This window comes from Aeromonas sp. Y318-1, assembly GCF_027706125.1.
GTDB classification, from domain to species: domain Bacteria; phylum Pseudomonadota; class Gammaproteobacteria; order Enterobacterales; family Aeromonadaceae; genus Aeromonas; species Aeromonas hydrophila.
Genome location: NZ_JAPDCM010000001.1, coordinates 289,047 through 305,138, shown reverse-complemented (window position 1 = coordinate 305,138; position 16,092 = coordinate 289,047). Strand labels below are relative to the sequence as shown.

Annotated in this window: 11 protein-coding genes; 1 reads left to right on the top strand and 10 read right to left on the bottom strand. The window is 63.3% G+C overall.

The genetic code is table 11. The features are described 5' to 3' along the window. Nucleotides 1-480: 480 nt before the first annotated feature. Nucleotides 481-2,106: an acyl-CoA synthetase gene (locus OKB87_RS01300; RefSeq protein WP_270826186.1), complete on the top strand. Its 1,626-nt coding sequence runs from the start codon at nt 481-483 to the stop codon at nt 2,104-2,106. 64 nt (nt 2,107-2,170) lie between these two features. Here OKB87_RS01300 and hisIE read toward each other — a convergent pair whose 3' ends face one another. The 10 genes from hisIE to hisD form a co-directional block, all read right to left on the bottom strand. Further along, nucleotides 2,171-2,806 carry a bifunctional phosphoribosyl-AMP cyclohydrolase/phosphoribosyl-ATP diphosphatase HisIE gene (gene hisIE / locus OKB87_RS01295; RefSeq protein ID WP_270826185.1) on the bottom strand — a complete coding sequence of 212 codons (636 nt, stop codon included), beginning with the start codon at nt 2,804-2,806 and terminating at the stop codon, nt 2,171-2,173. Then, nucleotides 2,799-3,572: an imidazole glycerol phosphate synthase subunit HisF gene (gene hisF / locus OKB87_RS01290; protein WP_270826184.1), complete on the bottom strand. Its 774-nt coding sequence runs from the start codon at nt 3,570-3,572 to the stop codon at nt 2,799-2,801. Before hisF ends, hisIE begins: the two co-directional genes overlap by 8 nt. 179 nt (nt 3,573-3,751) lie before the next feature. Then, on the bottom strand, nt 3,752-7,723 hold the full coding sequence (locus OKB87_RS01285) for a PAS domain S-box protein (protein ID WP_270826183.1): 3,972 nt from the start codon (nt 7,721-7,723) through the stop codon (nt 3,752-3,754). Then, entirely contained in the window at nt 7,720-9,873 is a 2,154-nt protein-coding gene (locus OKB87_RS01280) for a PAS domain-containing protein (RefSeq protein WP_270826182.1), read from the bottom strand. Before OKB87_RS01280 ends, OKB87_RS01285 begins: the two co-directional genes overlap by 4 nt. Further along, on the bottom strand, nt 9,866-10,975 hold the full coding sequence (locus OKB87_RS01275) for a response regulator (RefSeq protein ID WP_016350784.1): 1,110 nt from the start codon (nt 10,973-10,975) through the stop codon (nt 9,866-9,868). Before OKB87_RS01275 ends, OKB87_RS01280 begins: the two co-directional genes overlap by 8 nt. Nucleotides 10,976-11,140: 165 nt before the next feature. Continuing rightward, the gene (gene hisA, locus OKB87_RS01270) at nt 11,141-11,884 is read right to left on the bottom strand and encodes a 1-(5-phosphoribosyl)-5-[(5-phosphoribosylamino)methylideneamino]imidazole-4-carboxamide isomerase (protein ID WP_102988714.1); all 744 of its coding nucleotides are present in this window, start codon (nt 11,882-11,884) and stop codon (nt 11,141-11,143) included. 5 nt (nt 11,885-11,889) lie between these two features. After that, nucleotides 11,890-12,531: an imidazole glycerol phosphate synthase subunit HisH gene (gene hisH / locus OKB87_RS01265; protein ID WP_270826181.1), complete on the bottom strand. Its 642-nt coding sequence runs from the start codon at nt 12,529-12,531 to the stop codon at nt 11,890-11,892. Beyond that, nucleotides 12,531-13,682 carry a bifunctional histidinol-phosphatase/imidazoleglycerol-phosphate dehydratase HisB gene (gene hisB, locus OKB87_RS01260; protein WP_270826180.1) on the bottom strand — a complete coding sequence of 384 codons (1,152 nt, stop codon included), beginning with the start codon at nt 13,680-13,682 and terminating at the stop codon, nt 12,531-12,533. Before hisB ends, hisH begins: the two co-directional genes overlap by 1 nt. Nucleotides 13,683-13,697: 15 nt before the next feature. Further along, on the bottom strand, nt 13,698-14,768 hold the full coding sequence (gene hisC, locus OKB87_RS01255; protein ID WP_270826179.1) for a histidinol-phosphate transaminase: 1,071 nt from the start codon (nt 14,766-14,768) through the stop codon (nt 13,698-13,700). Next, nucleotides 14,765-16,090 (bottom strand): histidinol dehydrogenase, encoded by a 1,326-nt coding sequence (hisD, locus tag OKB87_RS01250; protein ID WP_270826178.1) that lies wholly within the window; start codon nt 16,088-16,090, stop codon nt 14,765-14,767. Before hisD ends, hisC begins: the two co-directional genes overlap by 4 nt. Nucleotides 16,091-16,092 lie beyond the last annotated feature (2 nt).

The window sequence follows — 16,092 nt, the reverse complement described above, 5'->3', positions numbered from 1 at the left end:
CAAGAAACCATAACCCGCCGAGGGGACGCATGAACAGCACTGCGGGCCTGCTTTATGGAAGCCGTCACAAAATATATTTCATGAGAAATTTGTCATTAATTTCTTGGCAATAAAAGGATGCGCTTTCTTATGCCATAAATATCCAGCTGGCGGTTTTTATAAATATATCGATATCGACAAGCCTGCAACCAGCTATGGCCAGCTTGCATGCAAGCATCAGCATATTCATTATTTGCCGGGTTTTATGCCGAGGATATTGGCCGTCGACATTTGTCGCTGAAAAAACAGGCATCAGCATGCAGCTTGGTCAGACTAGCGGCGCCAGCACGGCGCCTCTAAGACGTTTTGCTAATACCTGCGACCATCACCTCGCGCTAGGCTGTGATCCCCGATACGAGCACCCTCTGGCAGGACGCCAGAGGGTGGTTGCCGGCGCTCCCGGGAGCGCACCGCTTTTGCTACCTGCGAGGAAGGAACCCGATGACAGAGCAGAACATCTATCAGCGCGATCTGGAAAAAAATCCCGCCAATTACCAGGCGCTGACCCCCATCAGCTTTCTGGGGCGGGCCGCCCGGGTCTACCCCGACTATCCGGCGCTGATCCACGGCCCCCTGCGCCAGAGCTGGGCCCAGACCGAGCAGCGCTGTCGCCAGCTGGCCTCGGCCCTTCGCCGCCGCGGCATCGGCGAGGGGGATACCGTCTCCATCGTCGCCCCCAATACCCCGGCCATGTTCGAGGCCCACTTCGGGGTGCCCATGAGCGGCGCCGTGCTCAACACCATCAACACCCGGCTCGATGCCGAGTCGATGGCCTTTATCTTCCAGCATGCCCAGAGCAAGGTGGTGCTGGTAGACAGGGAATTCGGCGCCGTGGTGCGCAAGGCGCTGACATTGATTGAACTCGCGCCGCTGCTCATCGCCATCGACGATCCCCTCTACCGAGAGGGGGAGCTGGTCGGTGACCTCGACTATGAGGCGTTTCTTGCAGAGGGCAATGGGGATGAGCCCGGCTGGCTGCCGCAAGATGAGTGGCAGGCGATTTCCCTGAACTACACCTCCGGCACCACCGGCAACCCCAAGGGGGTGGTCTATCACCATCGTGGCGCCCACCTCAATGCAGTAAACAACGTGCTCTCCTGGGAGCTGCCCAAGCACAGCGTCTATCTCTGGACCCTGCCGATGTTTCACTGCAACGGCTGGTGCTTCCCCTGGACCCTGGCAGCTACCGCAGGGGTGAGTGTCTGCCTGCGCCATGTGCAGGCGGCAGCCATCTATGAGGCGCTGCACGAGCACAAGGTGACCCATTTTTGCGCCGCGCCCATCGTACTCAACATGCTCAACAACGCCGATCCGGCCCTCAAACGCGGGCTCGATCACCCCATCAAGGCGATGACGGCAGGGGCGGCGCCCCCCGCCACCGTGATCGCCGGCATGGAGGCGATGGGGATCGCCGTGACCCACGTCTACGGCCTCACCGAAACCTATGGCCCCTGCGTGTTGTGCGAACCGCAAAGAAGCTGGCAGGGGCAAGATGCCACCACGCTGTCGCGTCTGAAAGCACGTCAGGGGGTAGCCTCACCCCTGCAGGGAGAGATGCGGGTCATCAATCCGGTCAGCGGCGAGCCGGTCCCCCGGGATGGCAAGACCATGGGCGAAATCGTGCTGCGCGGCAATGTGGTGATGAAGGGCTATCTCAAGAATCCTTCTGCCAGCGCCGAGGCGATGGCGGAGGGGTGGTTTCGCAGTGGCGATCTGGCGGTCTGGCACCCGGACGGTTACGTGGAGATCAAGGACAGATCCAAGGACATCATCATCTCCGGCGGGGAGAACATCTCCAGTCTGGAGGTGGAGGACGTGCTCTATCGCCATCCCGATGTGGACGAGGTGGCGGTGATCGCCATGCCGGACGAGAAGTGGGGGGAGGTGCCCTGCGCCTTCGTCAAGCTCAAGGAGGGGCGCGAACTCAGCCAGGCCGAGCTGATTGCGTTTTGCCGTGAGCAGATGGCCCATTTCAAGGCCCCCAAACGCATCATCTTCACCCCGCTGCCGAAAACCTCCACTGGCAAGGTGCAGAAATTTATGCTGCGCCAGCAGCTGGGCAGTTGAAGTTGCGACAGCCGTAAAACAAAACGGGCCTGTATGGCCCGTTTTGTCGATATGAGTTCAACAATTATTTGTTGTGGCGCTCATAAAGTCGCTGTACCACATCCTTCAACGCCAGCCCCTCGTTTTGCAGCAGTACGGTGAGGTGATAGAGCAGGTCGGCGGATTCGTTGATGAGCTCCTCCCGATCCTTGGCCATGGCGGCCAGCGCCACTTCGACACCCTCTTCACCCACCTTCTGGGCGATGCGCTTGGTGCCTTTGGCATAGAGGCTGGCGGTGTAGCTGGTGGCCGGATCCGCGCCTTTGCGGGCTGCCAGGATCTGCTCGAGCTCGGCCAGGAAGCCGAGCGGCGGCACGGGGTGACCGTCGAAGCAGGAGGGGTTGCCCAGATGGCAGGTGGGACCGACGGGGTTGGCGGCGATCAGCAGGGAGTCCTGATCGCAGTCGGTGGTGATGGCGACCAGCTGGAGCACATGGCCCGAGCTCTCCCCCTTGGTCCAGAGGCGTTGCTTGCTGCGGCTGAAGAAGGTGACCTGACCGGTCGCCAGGGTTTTATCCAAAGCTTCCAGGGTCATGAACCCCTGCATCAGCACTTCGCCGCTGGCGGCATGCTGGACGATGGCGGGGATCATGCCGTCACATTTGGCCCAGTCCAGACGTTCGGCGAGCGGCTGCTCGTTGTTTACTGCTTGATTATTCACGGATGGCGACTCCTTCATTTTTCAGCAAGCGTTTCAATTCGGGAATGGGGATAAGGCCCTTGTGGAACACGGAGGCGGCCAGCGCCCCGTCCACGTCGGCGAGGGTGAAGGCATCGCGAAAGTGCTCCATGGCACCGGCGCCGCCGGAGGCGATGAGCGGCACCTTGCAGACGGCCCGCACCAGCTTGAGCTGCTCGAGATCATAGCCCTGGCGCATGCCATCCTGATTCATCACGTTCAGCACGATTTCACCGGCGCCACGCTTTTGCGCCTCCTGCACCCAATCCAGGGTATGCCAGGCGGTGGTACGGGTGCGGCTCTCGTCGCCGGTAAACTGTTTGACCTGATAGTGACCGCTCTGCGCATCAAAATAGGAGTCGATGCCCACCACCACGCACTGCACGCCGAAGCGTTCGGCCAGTCGGGTGATAAGGGTTGGATCGGCCAGCGCCGGCGAGTTGATGGAGACCTTGTCGGCCCCGAACTCCAGGATCTGGCGGGCATCCTCCACGCTCTTGATGCCGCCGGCAACGCAGAAGGGGATGTCGATGACCTCGGCCACCCGGCTCACCCAGCTCTTGTCCACCACCCGCTCATCGCTCGAGGCGGTGATGTCGTAGAACACCAGCTCGTCGGCCCCCTCGCTGGCGTAGCGGCGGGCCAGCTCGACGATGCCGCCCATCACCTCGTGATTACGAAACTGCACTCCCTTGACCACCACGCCATCTTTGACGTCGAGACAGGGGATAATACGCTTTGACAACATGCTCGTTGCTCCATGTAAAGCACTGTTAAAACTAACGTTGTTGCCAACGGGCCCAGGGCCCGGCGGCGAGTGAAAAAGGTGGCTTGCATGCTTTAACAGCGGGTTCCTGAGCGGGAAAAAGAGACCCGAAACGGGCGGCGTCTTCACTCGGGGGAGTACCACTATATGCACGACTTTATTCAGTGATTCAACCCTTTATCCAGCTTGCTCGGCCCCTGATGCCGGCTGGTGCCAGCCGGCGCCTGGCCGCTCAAGCCTGGCTGAGAGCCATCTGCTGCCAGCAGCTCACGAAGGGTGAGCAGGGCACCGTCAAAATCAAATACTTTCAGCTGGCGAGCCAGGATCTCGCCTGGCGTCCCCAAGGTGAGCAGCAGGGGGGCCGCGTACTGCTCAAACAGCGGGATCACGGCGGTGTCGCTCTGCACCAGCAACTCCTCAATCTGGCGTAGCAGCTGTTGTTGCCAATGGCTGCCAAGCGGCGCGGCATTCGCGGCGGGACTGGGTTCTTCCTCCCCCAGCAGACTGGGCAGTTCGCTGAGGAGGCGGGCAATGGGGGCCATCCGCTCGGCCAGGGTCTGGCTGTTGTTGGCCAGATCCTGCTCCAGTTGTTGGCTCTGGGCGGCCAGTTCCACCAGCCCAAGGGTGCTTGCCACTCCGCGCAGGGTGTGGAGCAGCCGGCTGGCGGCTGGCCTGTCGCCAGCGTGCAAATGGCTCTCCAGCTGCTGCATGTCCTGGCTGTGCTCGCTGGCAAAGTGGCGCAGCAGGGCGACGTATTTGCTCTGGTTGCCCTGCAGCGCCGCCAGCCCCTGTTGCAGATCCAGCCCGGGCAGGTTTTGCAGGCGGGTGAGGGGACCGGTCAGCAGGTCAGTCGTTCGCCGCTGGTATCTGGGAGCGGCGGCCGTGCTGCTGGGCAGCCACTGCTGCAGCGCCTCGAACAGCTTGGTGGGGGTCACCGGTTTGGCGATGAAATCGTTCATGCCTGCGGATTTGCAGGCCTTTCTGTCCTCTTCGAAGGCACTGGCGGTCAGCGCCAGAATGGGGACCTGCTCCCAGCCCGGCAGGGCCCGGATGGCCCGGGTGGCGCTGTAGCCATCCATCAGCGGCATCTGTATGTCCATCAGGATGAGATCGAATGGGTGCTGGCTGACGCGCTCCAGCGCCTCCTGACCATTGACCGCCGTCTCGATGACGAGGCCGCTGTTGTTGAGCAGCTCCAGCACCACCTCGCGGTTGATGGCGTTGTCCTCCACCAGCAATACCCTGGCGTGGTTGGCAAAGAAGAGGGCCTGCTGCACCGTCTGCTCGAGCGGTGCCGGTTGTTGCGGTTCGCCCTGACCCACCGCGAGGCGGGCGGTAAACCAGAAGCAGCTGCCCTTGCCAAGGGTGCTGGTGACCCCGACTTCCCCGCCCATCAGGGTGGCAAGCCGGCTGGTGATGGCCAGCCCAAGGCCGGTGCCGCCATATTTGCGGGTGGTGGAGACATCCGCCTGCTCGAAAGCCTGGAATAGCTTCTCGCTCTGCTCCGGGCTGATGCCGATGCCGGTATCTTCCACCTCGAAGCGCAGCAGATAGCCGCCGGCAAGCGGGTGATCCACCCGGACCCGCAGGGTGACCGAGCCCTGTTCGGTGAATTTGATGGCGTTGGCCGCGTAGTTGAGCAGCGCCTGACGCAGGCGGGTGATGTCGCCGTGCACCCAGGCCGGGGTATCGCCGATGTCGACTATGATGGTGAGCCCCTTGGCGCGCGCCTGCTCGCTCATCAGGGCGCTGACGTTGTCCAACATGGCGGTAAGGGAGAAGTCGCTCTGCTCCAGCGCCATCTTGCCTGCGTCGATCTTGGAGAGATCCAGGATGTCGTTGATGATGGTGAGCAGGTGCTGGGCGGCGTTGTCGATCTTCTCCAGTCGATCCTGTTGGGTGTGATCCGGCGTGTCGCGCTTGAGCAGGTAGGTGAGCCCCAAAATGGCGTTCATCGGGGTGCGGATCTCGTGGCTCATGTTGGCCAGGAAGGCACTCTTGGCGCGGTTGGCACTCTCCGCCCGTTGATGAGCCTGAGCCAGCTGCAGGGTGCGCTCGTTGACCATCTCCTCCAGGTGGTAGCGGTATTGATCGAGCTCCTCGCCGAGCTGCTTCTTCTCGGTGATGTCGGCCTGCACCGTCACGTAGTGGGTGACGGCCCCGTTCTCCTGGCGAATGGGGGAGACGGTGGCGAGCACCTGATAGTGGGAGCCGTCCTTGCGCCGGTTGATGAACTCGCCGTGCCAGCGCTGGCCGCGCTTGATGGCATCCCACAGGGCGATGTAGGTGGCCTTGGGAGTAAGCCCGGAGCGCAGCAGGGAAGGGGTCTGCCCTATCACCTCGCTCTGCTGGTAGCCGCTGGCGGCCAGGAAGGCGACGTTGACATATTCGATGCGAGCCTGAGTATCTGTGATGAAGACGCCATCCGGGCTCTGCTCCAGGGCGAGCGAAAGCTGGCGCAACTGCTGCTCGGCCTGCTTGCGCTCGGTGATGTCGAGGTGGATGCCGAGCAGGCGCAGCGGGCGCTGCTGGGCATCCCGGTAGATGCTGCCCTTGCTGCTGAGCCAGCGCACGTCGCCGTTTGGCAGGAGGATGCGAAATTCGATCTCGATGGGTTTGCCGCTTGCCGGCAGCTCGGCCAGCAACTTGTCGAGGCGGGGTTTGTCGTCCGGGTGCAGACAGCTGTGCCACTGCTTGAACTCGCTGAGCTGTTCGGCGCTGCGACCATAGAGGCGGGCACATTCGGGGGAGAAGAAGAGCCGGCCACCCTGCATGTTCCACTCCCAGATCCCGACGTGGGCTCCCTCCTGGGCCATCAGCAGCCGCTGCTCGCTCTCGCGCAGAGCACTACTGGTGGTTTCGGCGCGGATGCGGGCGCTGATGGCGTCGTCCATCAGGTTGAGCGCCGCCAGCCTGGCACGGCGCTGGGTATCGAGCGCCACCTGCTGGTTGTGCAGCAGTTGCTGCTCGGCCAGCTTGCGTTCGGTGATGTCCTGCACGGTGCCATACAGCTCGACGATGGTGCCGTCGTTGGCGCGCAGGGCGGCGCCGCGGGCGATGATCCAGATGGGTTCGCCCTGCTCGTGGATCACCTCGGCGTCGCACTCGTAGGGCAGGCCATCCTGCAGACAGCGCTCGACCGACTGGGCGATGGCGCGCCAGCCATCCTGGGTGAAGTACTTCCTCACCTCGGGGTAGATGGCGGGGGGCAAGGAAGGATCGCGGCCATAGATGCGGTAGATCTCCGGCGACCAGAAGTGGCTGTCGTCGGCGATGTTCCAGCGCCAGTTGCCGATCTTGGCCAGGTGCTGGGATTCGCGCAGGATCCCCTCGTTGCGGCGCAGCGCCTCTTCGGTCTCCTTGCGCTGCTGGTGATCCTCGATGACCGAGATGAAGTAATCCGGTTTTCCCTTGAGATCCTTGACCAGCGCCACCGTCAGGGTGATCCAGAGGACCTCGCCGCCTTTACGCAGATAACGCTTCTCCAGGGTGTAGTGCTGACGTTCGTCTGCCAGCATCTGGGCCACGTAGGTCTGATCGATGAAGAGATCATCCGGGTGGGTGATCTGCTGGAAGGTCATGCCCATCAGCTCGTCGGCCTGGTAGCCCAGCATGTCGCACAACCGCCGGTTGACCCGCAGCCACTTGCCATCCGGGGAGACCAGGGCGATGCCGACCGCAGCCTGCTCGAAGGTAGCCTGGAAGCGGGTCTCGCTTTGTTGCAGGCGGGACTGGATGCTGCTGAGCTCTTGCCAGCGCTGGGTTTCCCGGGCGCGGGAGCGGTGCACGGCTGCGCTGAGCAGGCTGATAAGAACGCCGTTGGCGATCAGAATGCCCCACTGCACCAGATCCTGCCCGGCGCCGATGCGCAGCTCATGAAGCGGGGCGAGCAGAAAGTAGGTGGTGAGCAGACCGCTCACCAGGGTACAGAGCAGGCCGGGCAGCAGGCCACCGAGCAGGGCGCAGATGGTGATGGGCAGCATGAACAGCACCAGCAACGGCCGCTCGCCAAAGGCGATGGGCAGCTGGACCCGGATCTGCAGCATCAGCACGGGCAGCAGCACAGCCAGCAGGCAGACCCCCCAGCGCTGTCTGGGTTGGCGAAGGTGCCACAGTGAAGACCAGCGCGTCATAGGGACTCCTCCGGCGGGGTGGGGGCCTGCGGATAGGGGGGCTGTTGCCCGAGCTGAAGTGACAGCTCGTTGATCTTGTGCTTGAGGGCCAGCATGGCCAGCTCCCGGTCCACCATCACCTTGTTGAACCGCTCCAGCTCATTGTTTTGCTGGCGGAGCTCGCTGGCCTGACGGGTCAGGGCCTGTTCGACCTGTTCGCGTTCGGTGACATCCAGCAGCAGGCCAAGCACGGCGGGCTGGCCGCGATAGTCGACACGGCGCCCATAGAGCTCCATCTCGATGTTCTGGTGGTCGTGGTGCAGGGCGGTGAAGCGGGTGTGGATCTCGCTGTCTTCCTGTTCGCAGCGTTGCAGCTGCTCAGCCACCCTGGCACTGTCTTTCGGACTGGCGAGGGCGTGCAGGGTACCAATTTTGAGCAGAGTAGCGGTCGAGGCGTAGCCGAACAGGCGGGCAAAACCTGGGTTGATGTAACAGAGCTGGCCCTGCTGGATGATGTAGATGCCGGCCAGTGACTGTTCCACCAGGGCGCGAAACAGCCCCTCCCGCTCGCGCAGGCCCGATTCGGCACGCTTGAAATCCGTGATGTCGCGAGAGATGCCGAAGATGCCTATCACCTGGCCATCGCTGTCCTGCAGCGGCCCCTTGGTGGCGAGAAACACCCGCTCGCCGCCTGGCAGGGTCAGGTACTCCTCCTGGGTCTGTACCCGGCTGTTGGCGATCACCTGTTCACCCAGCGCCATCAGCATGCGTGCCTGATCGGGGGGAAAGATGGCCATGTCGTCCTGACCCAGCATCTCGCTGGCCGATTTGCCGACAAATTGGCTGGCGGCGCGGTTGAACAGGATGTATTTGCCCTCTCTGTCCTTGGCGAAGATGGCATCTTCCGAGCTGTCGGCGATGGCGGAGAGCAGTTGCAGCGCCTGCAGGCGGCCGGCCTGGGACTGGCGAACCTGCTCGGCCATCTGCAACCGGGTGTGCTGGCGCAGCAGTACGATGCCGGTGTTGGCGATAAGCAGCACCAGCAGGCCAATGAGCCCGATCCAGATGCTCTCTTTGAGCTCCGCCTGGGTGAGTTCGGCCTTGTCTATCTTGGCCAGCAGATACCAGTCGGTGCCCATGACCGGCTGTACGGTGCCAAATACCGGCGTGTTGCGGTAATCCTTGCCAAAGAAGAGCGCCTTGCCCTCATCATTGCGACTCTGCTGCAGGAACTGAGCTGCCAGCAACTCCTTGCTGCTGACAGGCAAATGCAGGGTGAGAGCCGAACCGGGGCGATAGCGCACATCGTTGAGAAACTGGATCTGATCGCCGCTGCGGCGAAACAGCAGGGCCTCACCGCTGCTGTCCGGCACCGGCCAGGATTTGAGAATGTTGTTGAGCCAGTCACTGCGGCTTATTTGCAGCACGATGAAAGGCGACTTGTCGCCCGCCATGGGGAGCGGGGCGATAAAATCGAGACGGGCTTGACCCTGTTCGTCCAGATAGGGGCCGACCCGGGTGATGCTGCCGCTTTTTGCGTCCTTCAATGCCGCGCGCAACTGGGCGCTCAGGCCGCCGGCATCCGGGGTGTGCCACAGCAGGCTGCCCTCTGGCGAGAGCACGCTGGCGGCACTGAAGCGGCGAATGGAGATAAATTCGTCCAATTTGGTCATCAGGTTGGCATGACCGGCCCGGGTGACCTGGGCCTCGCGATAGAGGGCCGCGTACAGCGGGTTTTCAAACAGAATGTGGGCGTCAAATTCCCGGGCGCTGAGCCATTCGGTGATGCGTTTGCTCTTGAGATCGGCAATGGTCTCGAGCCGGGCGGCCTCCTTGTCCTGGGTCAGGTTGATGTTCTGGGCGATGGCCATGGCGGTCAGGGCCAGGATCAGGCCGTTGAGCAGCACGAACGGCAACAGCTGGCGCCGGGAAGGGGAAGTGGTCACCGTCGGCTGGTCGATGCGCCGGCGCAGCATGGTATAGAGCATGGTGGCGGTGATGAGGATGAACAGCCACCCCTTGATGGTGCTGGCCAGCGCGAACTGGGCCGGGGTGCTGAACAACCACTCCACCGCCTTGTCGGAGAGCAGGATCCACAGGCTCGCCACCGCGGCATAGGTGAGCACGACGTTGAGCACATGGGCCCGGGTCAACGAGGGCTGCTCAGCCATGTCTGGCCTCATTGTCATCCTGGTAGCGCTCGGCGATGGCGACGAACTGCTCGAAGTGGTTGTCAAACGCCGTCACCACATCCGGGTCGAAATGCTGGCCGCTGCCGGAGAGGATCAGGGCGCGCGCCTCCTCATACGGCATGGCTGCCTTGTAGACCCGCACATTGATCAGCGCGTCGAACACGTCCGCCAGTGCCATCAAACGGGCCGAGAGCGGGATGGCATCCCCTTGCAGGCCGTCGGGATAACCGCTGCCATCCCATTTCTCGTGGTGCCAGTGGGCTATCTCCTTGGCCAGGGTGAGAAACACCAGCGGCTGCTCGATATCCCGCTCGGCCTCTTCGATGGCGTCGCTGCCGAGCTTGGCGTGGGTGCGCATGATCTGCCACTCCGCCGGGGTCAGCTTGTCCGGCTTGAGCAGGATCTGATCCGGAATGCCCACCTTGCCGATGTCGTGCAGCGGCGCCGAGCGGCTCAGCAGATCGATGTAGCGGGGGGTCAGGGTGTCGGTAAAACGGGGGTGGCTGGCCAGCGCACAGGCCAGTTGCCTGACATAGCCCTGGGTACGCAAGATGTGATTGCCGGTCTCGGGGTCGCGGATCTCCGCCAGATGGGCGAGCGCCCGGATGGAGACTTGCTGGATGAGGTCGTTCTCGGTCATCCGGCGTGCCACCTCGGCCTCCAGCGCCGCGTTCTGATTCTGCAGGCCGTCGCGGGCCTGTTTGGCCTCCAGCTGGGTGCGTACCCGCGCCTGGACGATGGCCGGTTTGATGGGTTTGGTAATGTAGTCGGCGGCGCCCAGCGACAGCCCGTACTCCTCGCTCTGGGGGTCGGCGAGGGCGGTGAGCAGCACCACTGGAATACGACTGGTTGCAGGGGTAATACGCAGCTGTTTGAGCACCTCATAGCCGTCCATGCCAGGCATCATCACATCCAGCAGGATGAGATCCGGGATTGTCTTGCCAGTGGCGATCCGCAGACACTTCTCCCCGCTCTGGGCGGCGAGCACCCGATAGGTGGGAGAGAGCAGGTCGGTCAGCACCATCAGATTTTCGGGTGAGTCATCGACAATCAGGATGGTGGCGGAGTGAGATGTAAACATAGGTCCTCCGTGACGTTGTCTCAGTGAATTCGAGTATAGAGTCAATTGTTACCAAGTAATAAGGACTTACCTCGATTTACCCCTTGATGAAGAGGCTGCCGGCCGGACGGCCCGGCAGGGAGCCTCTCTCTCAATCGACGTCCTGATGACAATGCTGCGGCTTGCTTACAGGCTGCCATTTCCCCAGCAGGCGATGGCATCCCCTACCGAGAACTTGCCCTCCAGCAGGGCGCGGCCGAGGATGATCCCCTTGACCCCTGAACCCTTGAGCGCCTCGATGTCTTCGATGCCGCCAATGCCGCCAGAGGCCTGAAAGCCGACGCTCGGATAGCGGGCGCAGAGATCCCGGTAGAGCTCGACGTTGGTGCCTGAGAGGGTGCCGTCACGGCTGATGTCGGTGCAGAGCACGTGCTTGAGACCGGCGGGCAGAAAGCGCTCGATCAGCGCCTCGATGGTCACCCCGCTGTTCTCCTGCCAGCCGGCCACCGCGATATGGCGATTGCCCTGGGCATCAATGTTGACGTCCAGCGCCAGCACGATGCGCTCGGGGCCATATTTTTCCATCCAGCTGGCCACCAGGCCCGGCGATTTGACGGCGGTGGAGCCGATCACCACCCGGCTGGCGCCAGCGGCCAAGAGGTCTGCCACATCCTGCTCGCTGCGCACGCCGCCCCCCACCTGCACCGGCGCTTCGGTGGCCGACAGCAGCTGGGCGATGAGGGGGAGCTGGCGCGCCTTGGCATCCTTGGCACCATCAAGGTCCACCAGGTGCAGTTGCACCGCCCCCTGGGAGACATATTCGTCGAAGCGGGCCTGCGGGCTGTCGCTGTAGGCAGTCTTCTGGCCGTAGTCGCCCTGATAGAGCCTCACGACTTGGCCGTTAATCAGATCAATGGCTGGAATAATCATCCTTGTTACAGCTCCAAAAAGTTTTGCAGTAGGCGGGCACCGGCCGCGCCGGAGCGCTCCGGGTGGAATTGGGCGCCAAAGAAATTGCTGTGCTCTGCAACCCCGCCCACGATGGCGGTGAAAGGCTTGCCGTAGTCACAGGTCGCCAGCGTCGCTTCGGTCACCTCCAGCGCATAGGAGTGCACGAAGTAGAAGTAGCTGCCGCTCGGAATTCCCTTGAGCAGATGATGGGTCTCGTCGTGTTCAATCTGGTTCCAGCCCATGTGGGGCAGGCGCAGATTTCCGACCTCCATCAGCCGGATCTTGCCCGGTACTATGCCAAGGCAGTCGATGAGATCGCCTTCACTGCCATCGGCACTCATGCTCTCTTCGGAGGCCTCCGCCAGCATCTGCATGCCGAGGCAAAAACCGAGCAGCGGCTGTTTGGCGGCGCGAATGAGCGGCACCAGCCCGCGCTCGTTGAGGTTTTTCATGGCGGCCACCGCGGTGCCGACGCCGGGCAGGATCAGCTTGTCCGCCCGCTCGATGTCGGCAGCCTCACGGGAGACCCGCGGCTGCACGCCGAGGCGCTCGAACGCCATCCTGACCGAGGCCAGATTGGCACAGCCGGTGTCGATAATGACCAGCTTCTGTTTGCTTATATCCATCACAGCACTCCCTTGCTGGAGGGAAGCTCGCTCCCTTCCACTCGAATGGCCTGACGCAGGGCGCGGCCAAAGCCTTTGAACAGCGCCTCCACCTGGTGGTGGGTGTTGCCGCTGCCCACCTTCATCTGCAGGGTGATGGCCATGGCGTCCGAGAGGGAGCGGAAGAAGTGGGGCACCATCTCGGTGGCCATCTCGCCCACGCTGTCGCGGCCAAAACCGCTCGGGCAGTCGAACACGAAGTAGGGGCGGCCGCTCAAGTCGAGCGCGGTGGCCACGTCCAGCTTGGTCAGCGAGGGGGCCTGGGCACTGTCATTGGCGCCGTCAACCAGGCGGGGGCGACCGTCGATCACCGCCTGCACCTCGTCCATCGCCAGCACGAAGCCGAAGCGACCGATGCCGCGTTTGTTGCCAAGGGCCTGGCGCAGCGCCTGACCCAGCGCCAGCCCGACGTCTTCCACCGTGTGGTGATCGTCGATGTGCAGATCGCCGCTCACTTTGAGCTTGAGCCGAAAACCTGCATGGGTCGCTATCTGATCCAGCATGTGATCAAAGAAACCGATGCCGGTGGCAATCTGGTTACCGCCGCTCTTGTCGAGATCCACCGCAACCTGAATGCGGGTCTCCTTGGTGTAACGCTCCACCTCGGCCACGCGCCCCTTGGACAGCAGCTGATCACGGATGGCGAGCCAGTCGTGATCCTGCGGGTGGTAGCGGATCCCGCGAATGCCCATGTTGTCGGCCAGTTGCAGATCGGTCTGGCGATCGCCAATCACGAAGGAGTTGGCAAAGTCGATGCGACCGGAGGCGAGATACTCCTTCACCAGCCCGAGGTGGGGCTTGCGGCAGCTGCAGCCGTCGGTGGGGAAGTGCGGGCAGATCAGCACCTGCTCCCAGTTCACCCCTTGCGATTCGAACAGGTGCATCATCAGGGCGTGGGGGGGCTGGAAGTTCTCCAGCGGCAGGCTGGCTGTGCCCAGCCCGTCCTGGTTGGTCACCATCACCAGCACGTAGCCGGCGGCCTGCAATTCGCGCAGCACCGGGATCACCATGGGCTCGAAGCGCAGCTTGGCGAGGTTGTCCACCTGCTTGTCGGTCACCGGCTCTTCAATCAGGGTGCCGTCGCGGTCGATAAACAAAAACGGGGTCTTCATCGCTACATCCTTGTCTTACAAAGTGGGAGAGGGCAGATCACGCAATACCGCCAGCACGGCGTCCATCTCGCCCTGATAGCCGATGGTGACGCGAATGCTGTTGTCCAGGCCAGGCTTGGTCGAGAAATCCCGCAAGATGATGCCGGCGGCCTTCATGGCGGCAAAGACGGCGGCGCCATCCACAAAGCGCACCAGCACGAAGTTGCCCTTGTCCTCGAACACCTCTTTCACGCAGGGCAGGGTTGCCAGCGCGGCCTTGAAGGCGGCTTTTTGCTTGTTGAGCTCCACCACTCGCTCCTGCATCAGCTCCAGTCCCATGGGGGAGAGGGCCTGCGCCGCGATCTGGGCGATGGGCTCGGGGATGGGATAGGGAGCGATCACCTTGGCCAGCATGGCGATCACCTCGGGGCTTGCCAGCGTAAAGCCGCAGCGGATCCCCGCCAGAGCAAAGGCTTTGGAGAGGGTGCGGGTCACCACCAGATTGGGGAAGCGGGCCAGCAGGTCCACTACGGACGCTTCTGGGCAGAACTCGATATAGGCCTCGTCTACCACCACGATGGCGCGATCCCGCGCTTTCTCCAGCAGGGCGATGAGACCGTCGCGACCCACCAGATCCCCGGTGGGATTGTTGGGGGAGCAGAGGAACACCAGCTTCACGTCGGACAGGCGATCGGCGATGGCGGGCCAGTCGGGCTGGCGGCTGGCGGTGAGCGGCTGCTCGACGATGCCGACGCCGCAGGTTTCGGCGCTGATGGCGTACATGCCGTAAGTGGGCGGGCAGATGAGGATCTGATCTTCACCCGCTTCGCAGAAGGTGCGGATCAGCAGCTCGATAGCCTCGTCGGCGCCGCGGCTCACCAGCACCTGATCGGGGTTGACCCCGGCGTAAGCGGCATAACCGTTCACCACCTCGGCCGGTTGGCATTCGGGGTAGCGGTTGAGACGGCCGCCCTCGATGGTGAAGGGATAGGCCAGCGGCGCCTCGTTGGCGTTGAGCCAGACGTGGCCCTTGCCGCCGATGCGGCGAGCGGATTGATAGGGGGTGAGGGCCCGCACCACGCGGCGCGCCAGGTTGGCAATGCTCATGACAAATCCTTCTGCTGTGCTGTTTGTTGGGGCGCGGCGGACAGGGCGTTCAACCTGAGGGTGACGGCGTTCTTGTGACCATCGAGCCCCTCGGCCTCTGCGATGCGCTCGACGATGGGGCCAAGGCCACGAATACCTTCGGCGCTCAGCTCCTGCACCGTGTAGCGGCGCTGATAATCGGCGAGGCCAAGGCTGGAACAGGTGCGGGCATAGCCATAGGTAGGCAGGGTGTGATTGGTGCCGCTGGCGTAATCGCCGACCGATTCAGGTGTCCATGCTCCCAGAAAGATGGAACCGGCATTTTCAAGCAGGTCCAGCAGATCGCGCGGGGCGCGGGTCTGCACGATCAGGTGCTCCGGCGCGTAGGCGTTGGAGATGGTGCAGGCTTCTGCCAGATCGTCGCAGAGGATCACCAGACTGCTGCCGAGCGCTTGCGCGGCGATATCGCGGCGGCTCAGCTTGGCCAGCTGGCGCTTGATCTCGCCGTTGATGGCGTCGGCCAGCAGCGGCGAGGTGGTTACCAGCACCACCTGGCTGTCGGGGCCGTGCTCGGCCTGGGAGAGCAGATCCGCCGCCACGAAGGCCGGGTTGGCGCTCTCGTCAGCGATCACCAGCACCTCGGAGGGGCCGGCGGGCATGTCGATGGCGGCGCCGCGCCAGTCGCGCGACACCTGGCCCTTGGCTTCGGTCACATAGGCGTTGCCCGGGCCGAAGATCTTGTCCACCTTGGGAATGGTTTCGGTGCCATAGGCCATGGCGGCGATGGCCTGGGCGCCGCCGATGGCGAACACCTTCTCGACCCCGCAGGCGCGGGCGGCGAACAGGATCTCGTCGCTGGCCGGGGACGGGGTGCAGAGCACCACTTCACGGCAACCGGCCAAGCGGGCCGGAATGGCCAGCATCATCACGGTGGAGGGGAGCGGCGCGCTGCCCCCCGGTACGTAGAGGCCGACCCGGTTGATGGGCTGGGTGCGCAGCTCGCACACCACCCCGGGCTGGGTCTCCACCCGCACCACCGGCTGCACCTGGGCGGCGTGAAAGGTGCGAATGTTGGCGATGGCGTCCTTGATGGCGTCCTTGATGTCGTCACCCAAGCGGGCGCAGGCGGCCTCTATTTCGGCATCGCTCACCCGCAGTTGCTGACGGGGGGCGCGCTCGAAGCGCTGGCTCAGCTCGCGCAGGGCCTCGTCGCCCCGGCTGCGCACCGCAGCGATGATCTCCCGCACCACGGCGCCGATATCGGCTTCGTCACTCAGGGCCGGCCGGGTCAGCACATCGGCCTGCTGGGCGGGGGAGAGGGTCTTCCAGATCAGGGTCTGCATGA

Coding starts and splice junctions, on each gene's coding strand:
- hisA (WP_102988714.1), bottom strand. CDS start 11,884: ATGATTATTCCAGCCATTGATCTGATTAACGGCCAAGTCGTGAGGCTC.
- OKB87_RS01300 (WP_270826186.1), top strand. CDS start 481: ATGACAGAGCAGAACATCTATCAGCGCGATCTGGAAAAAAATCCCGCC.
- hisH (WP_270826181.1), bottom strand. CDS start 12,531: ATGGATATAAGCAAACAGAAGCTGGTCATTATCGACACCGGCTGTGCC.
- hisF (WP_270826184.1), bottom strand. CDS start 3,572: ATGTTGTCAAAGCGTATTATCCCCTGTCTCGACGTCAAAGATGGCGTG.
- hisD (WP_270826178.1), bottom strand. CDS start 16,090: ATGCAGACCCTGATCTGGAAGACCCTCTCCCCCGCCCAGCAGGCCGAT.
- OKB87_RS01280 (WP_270826182.1), bottom strand. CDS start 9,873: ATGGCTGAGCAGCCCTCGTTGACCCGGGCCCATGTGCTCAACGTCGTG.
- hisC (WP_270826179.1), bottom strand. CDS start 14,768: ATGAGCATTGCCAACCTGGCGCGCCGCGTGGTGCGGGCCCTCACCCCC.
- OKB87_RS01275 (WP_016350784.1), bottom strand. CDS start 10,975: ATGTTTACATCTCACTCCGCCACCATCCTGATTGTCGATGACTCACCC.
- OKB87_RS01285 (WP_270826183.1), bottom strand. CDS start 7,723: ATGACGCGCTGGTCTTCACTGTGGCACCTTCGCCAACCCAGACAGCGC.
- hisB (WP_270826180.1), bottom strand. CDS start 13,682: ATGAAGACCCCGTTTTTGTTTATCGACCGCGACGGCACCCTGATTGAA.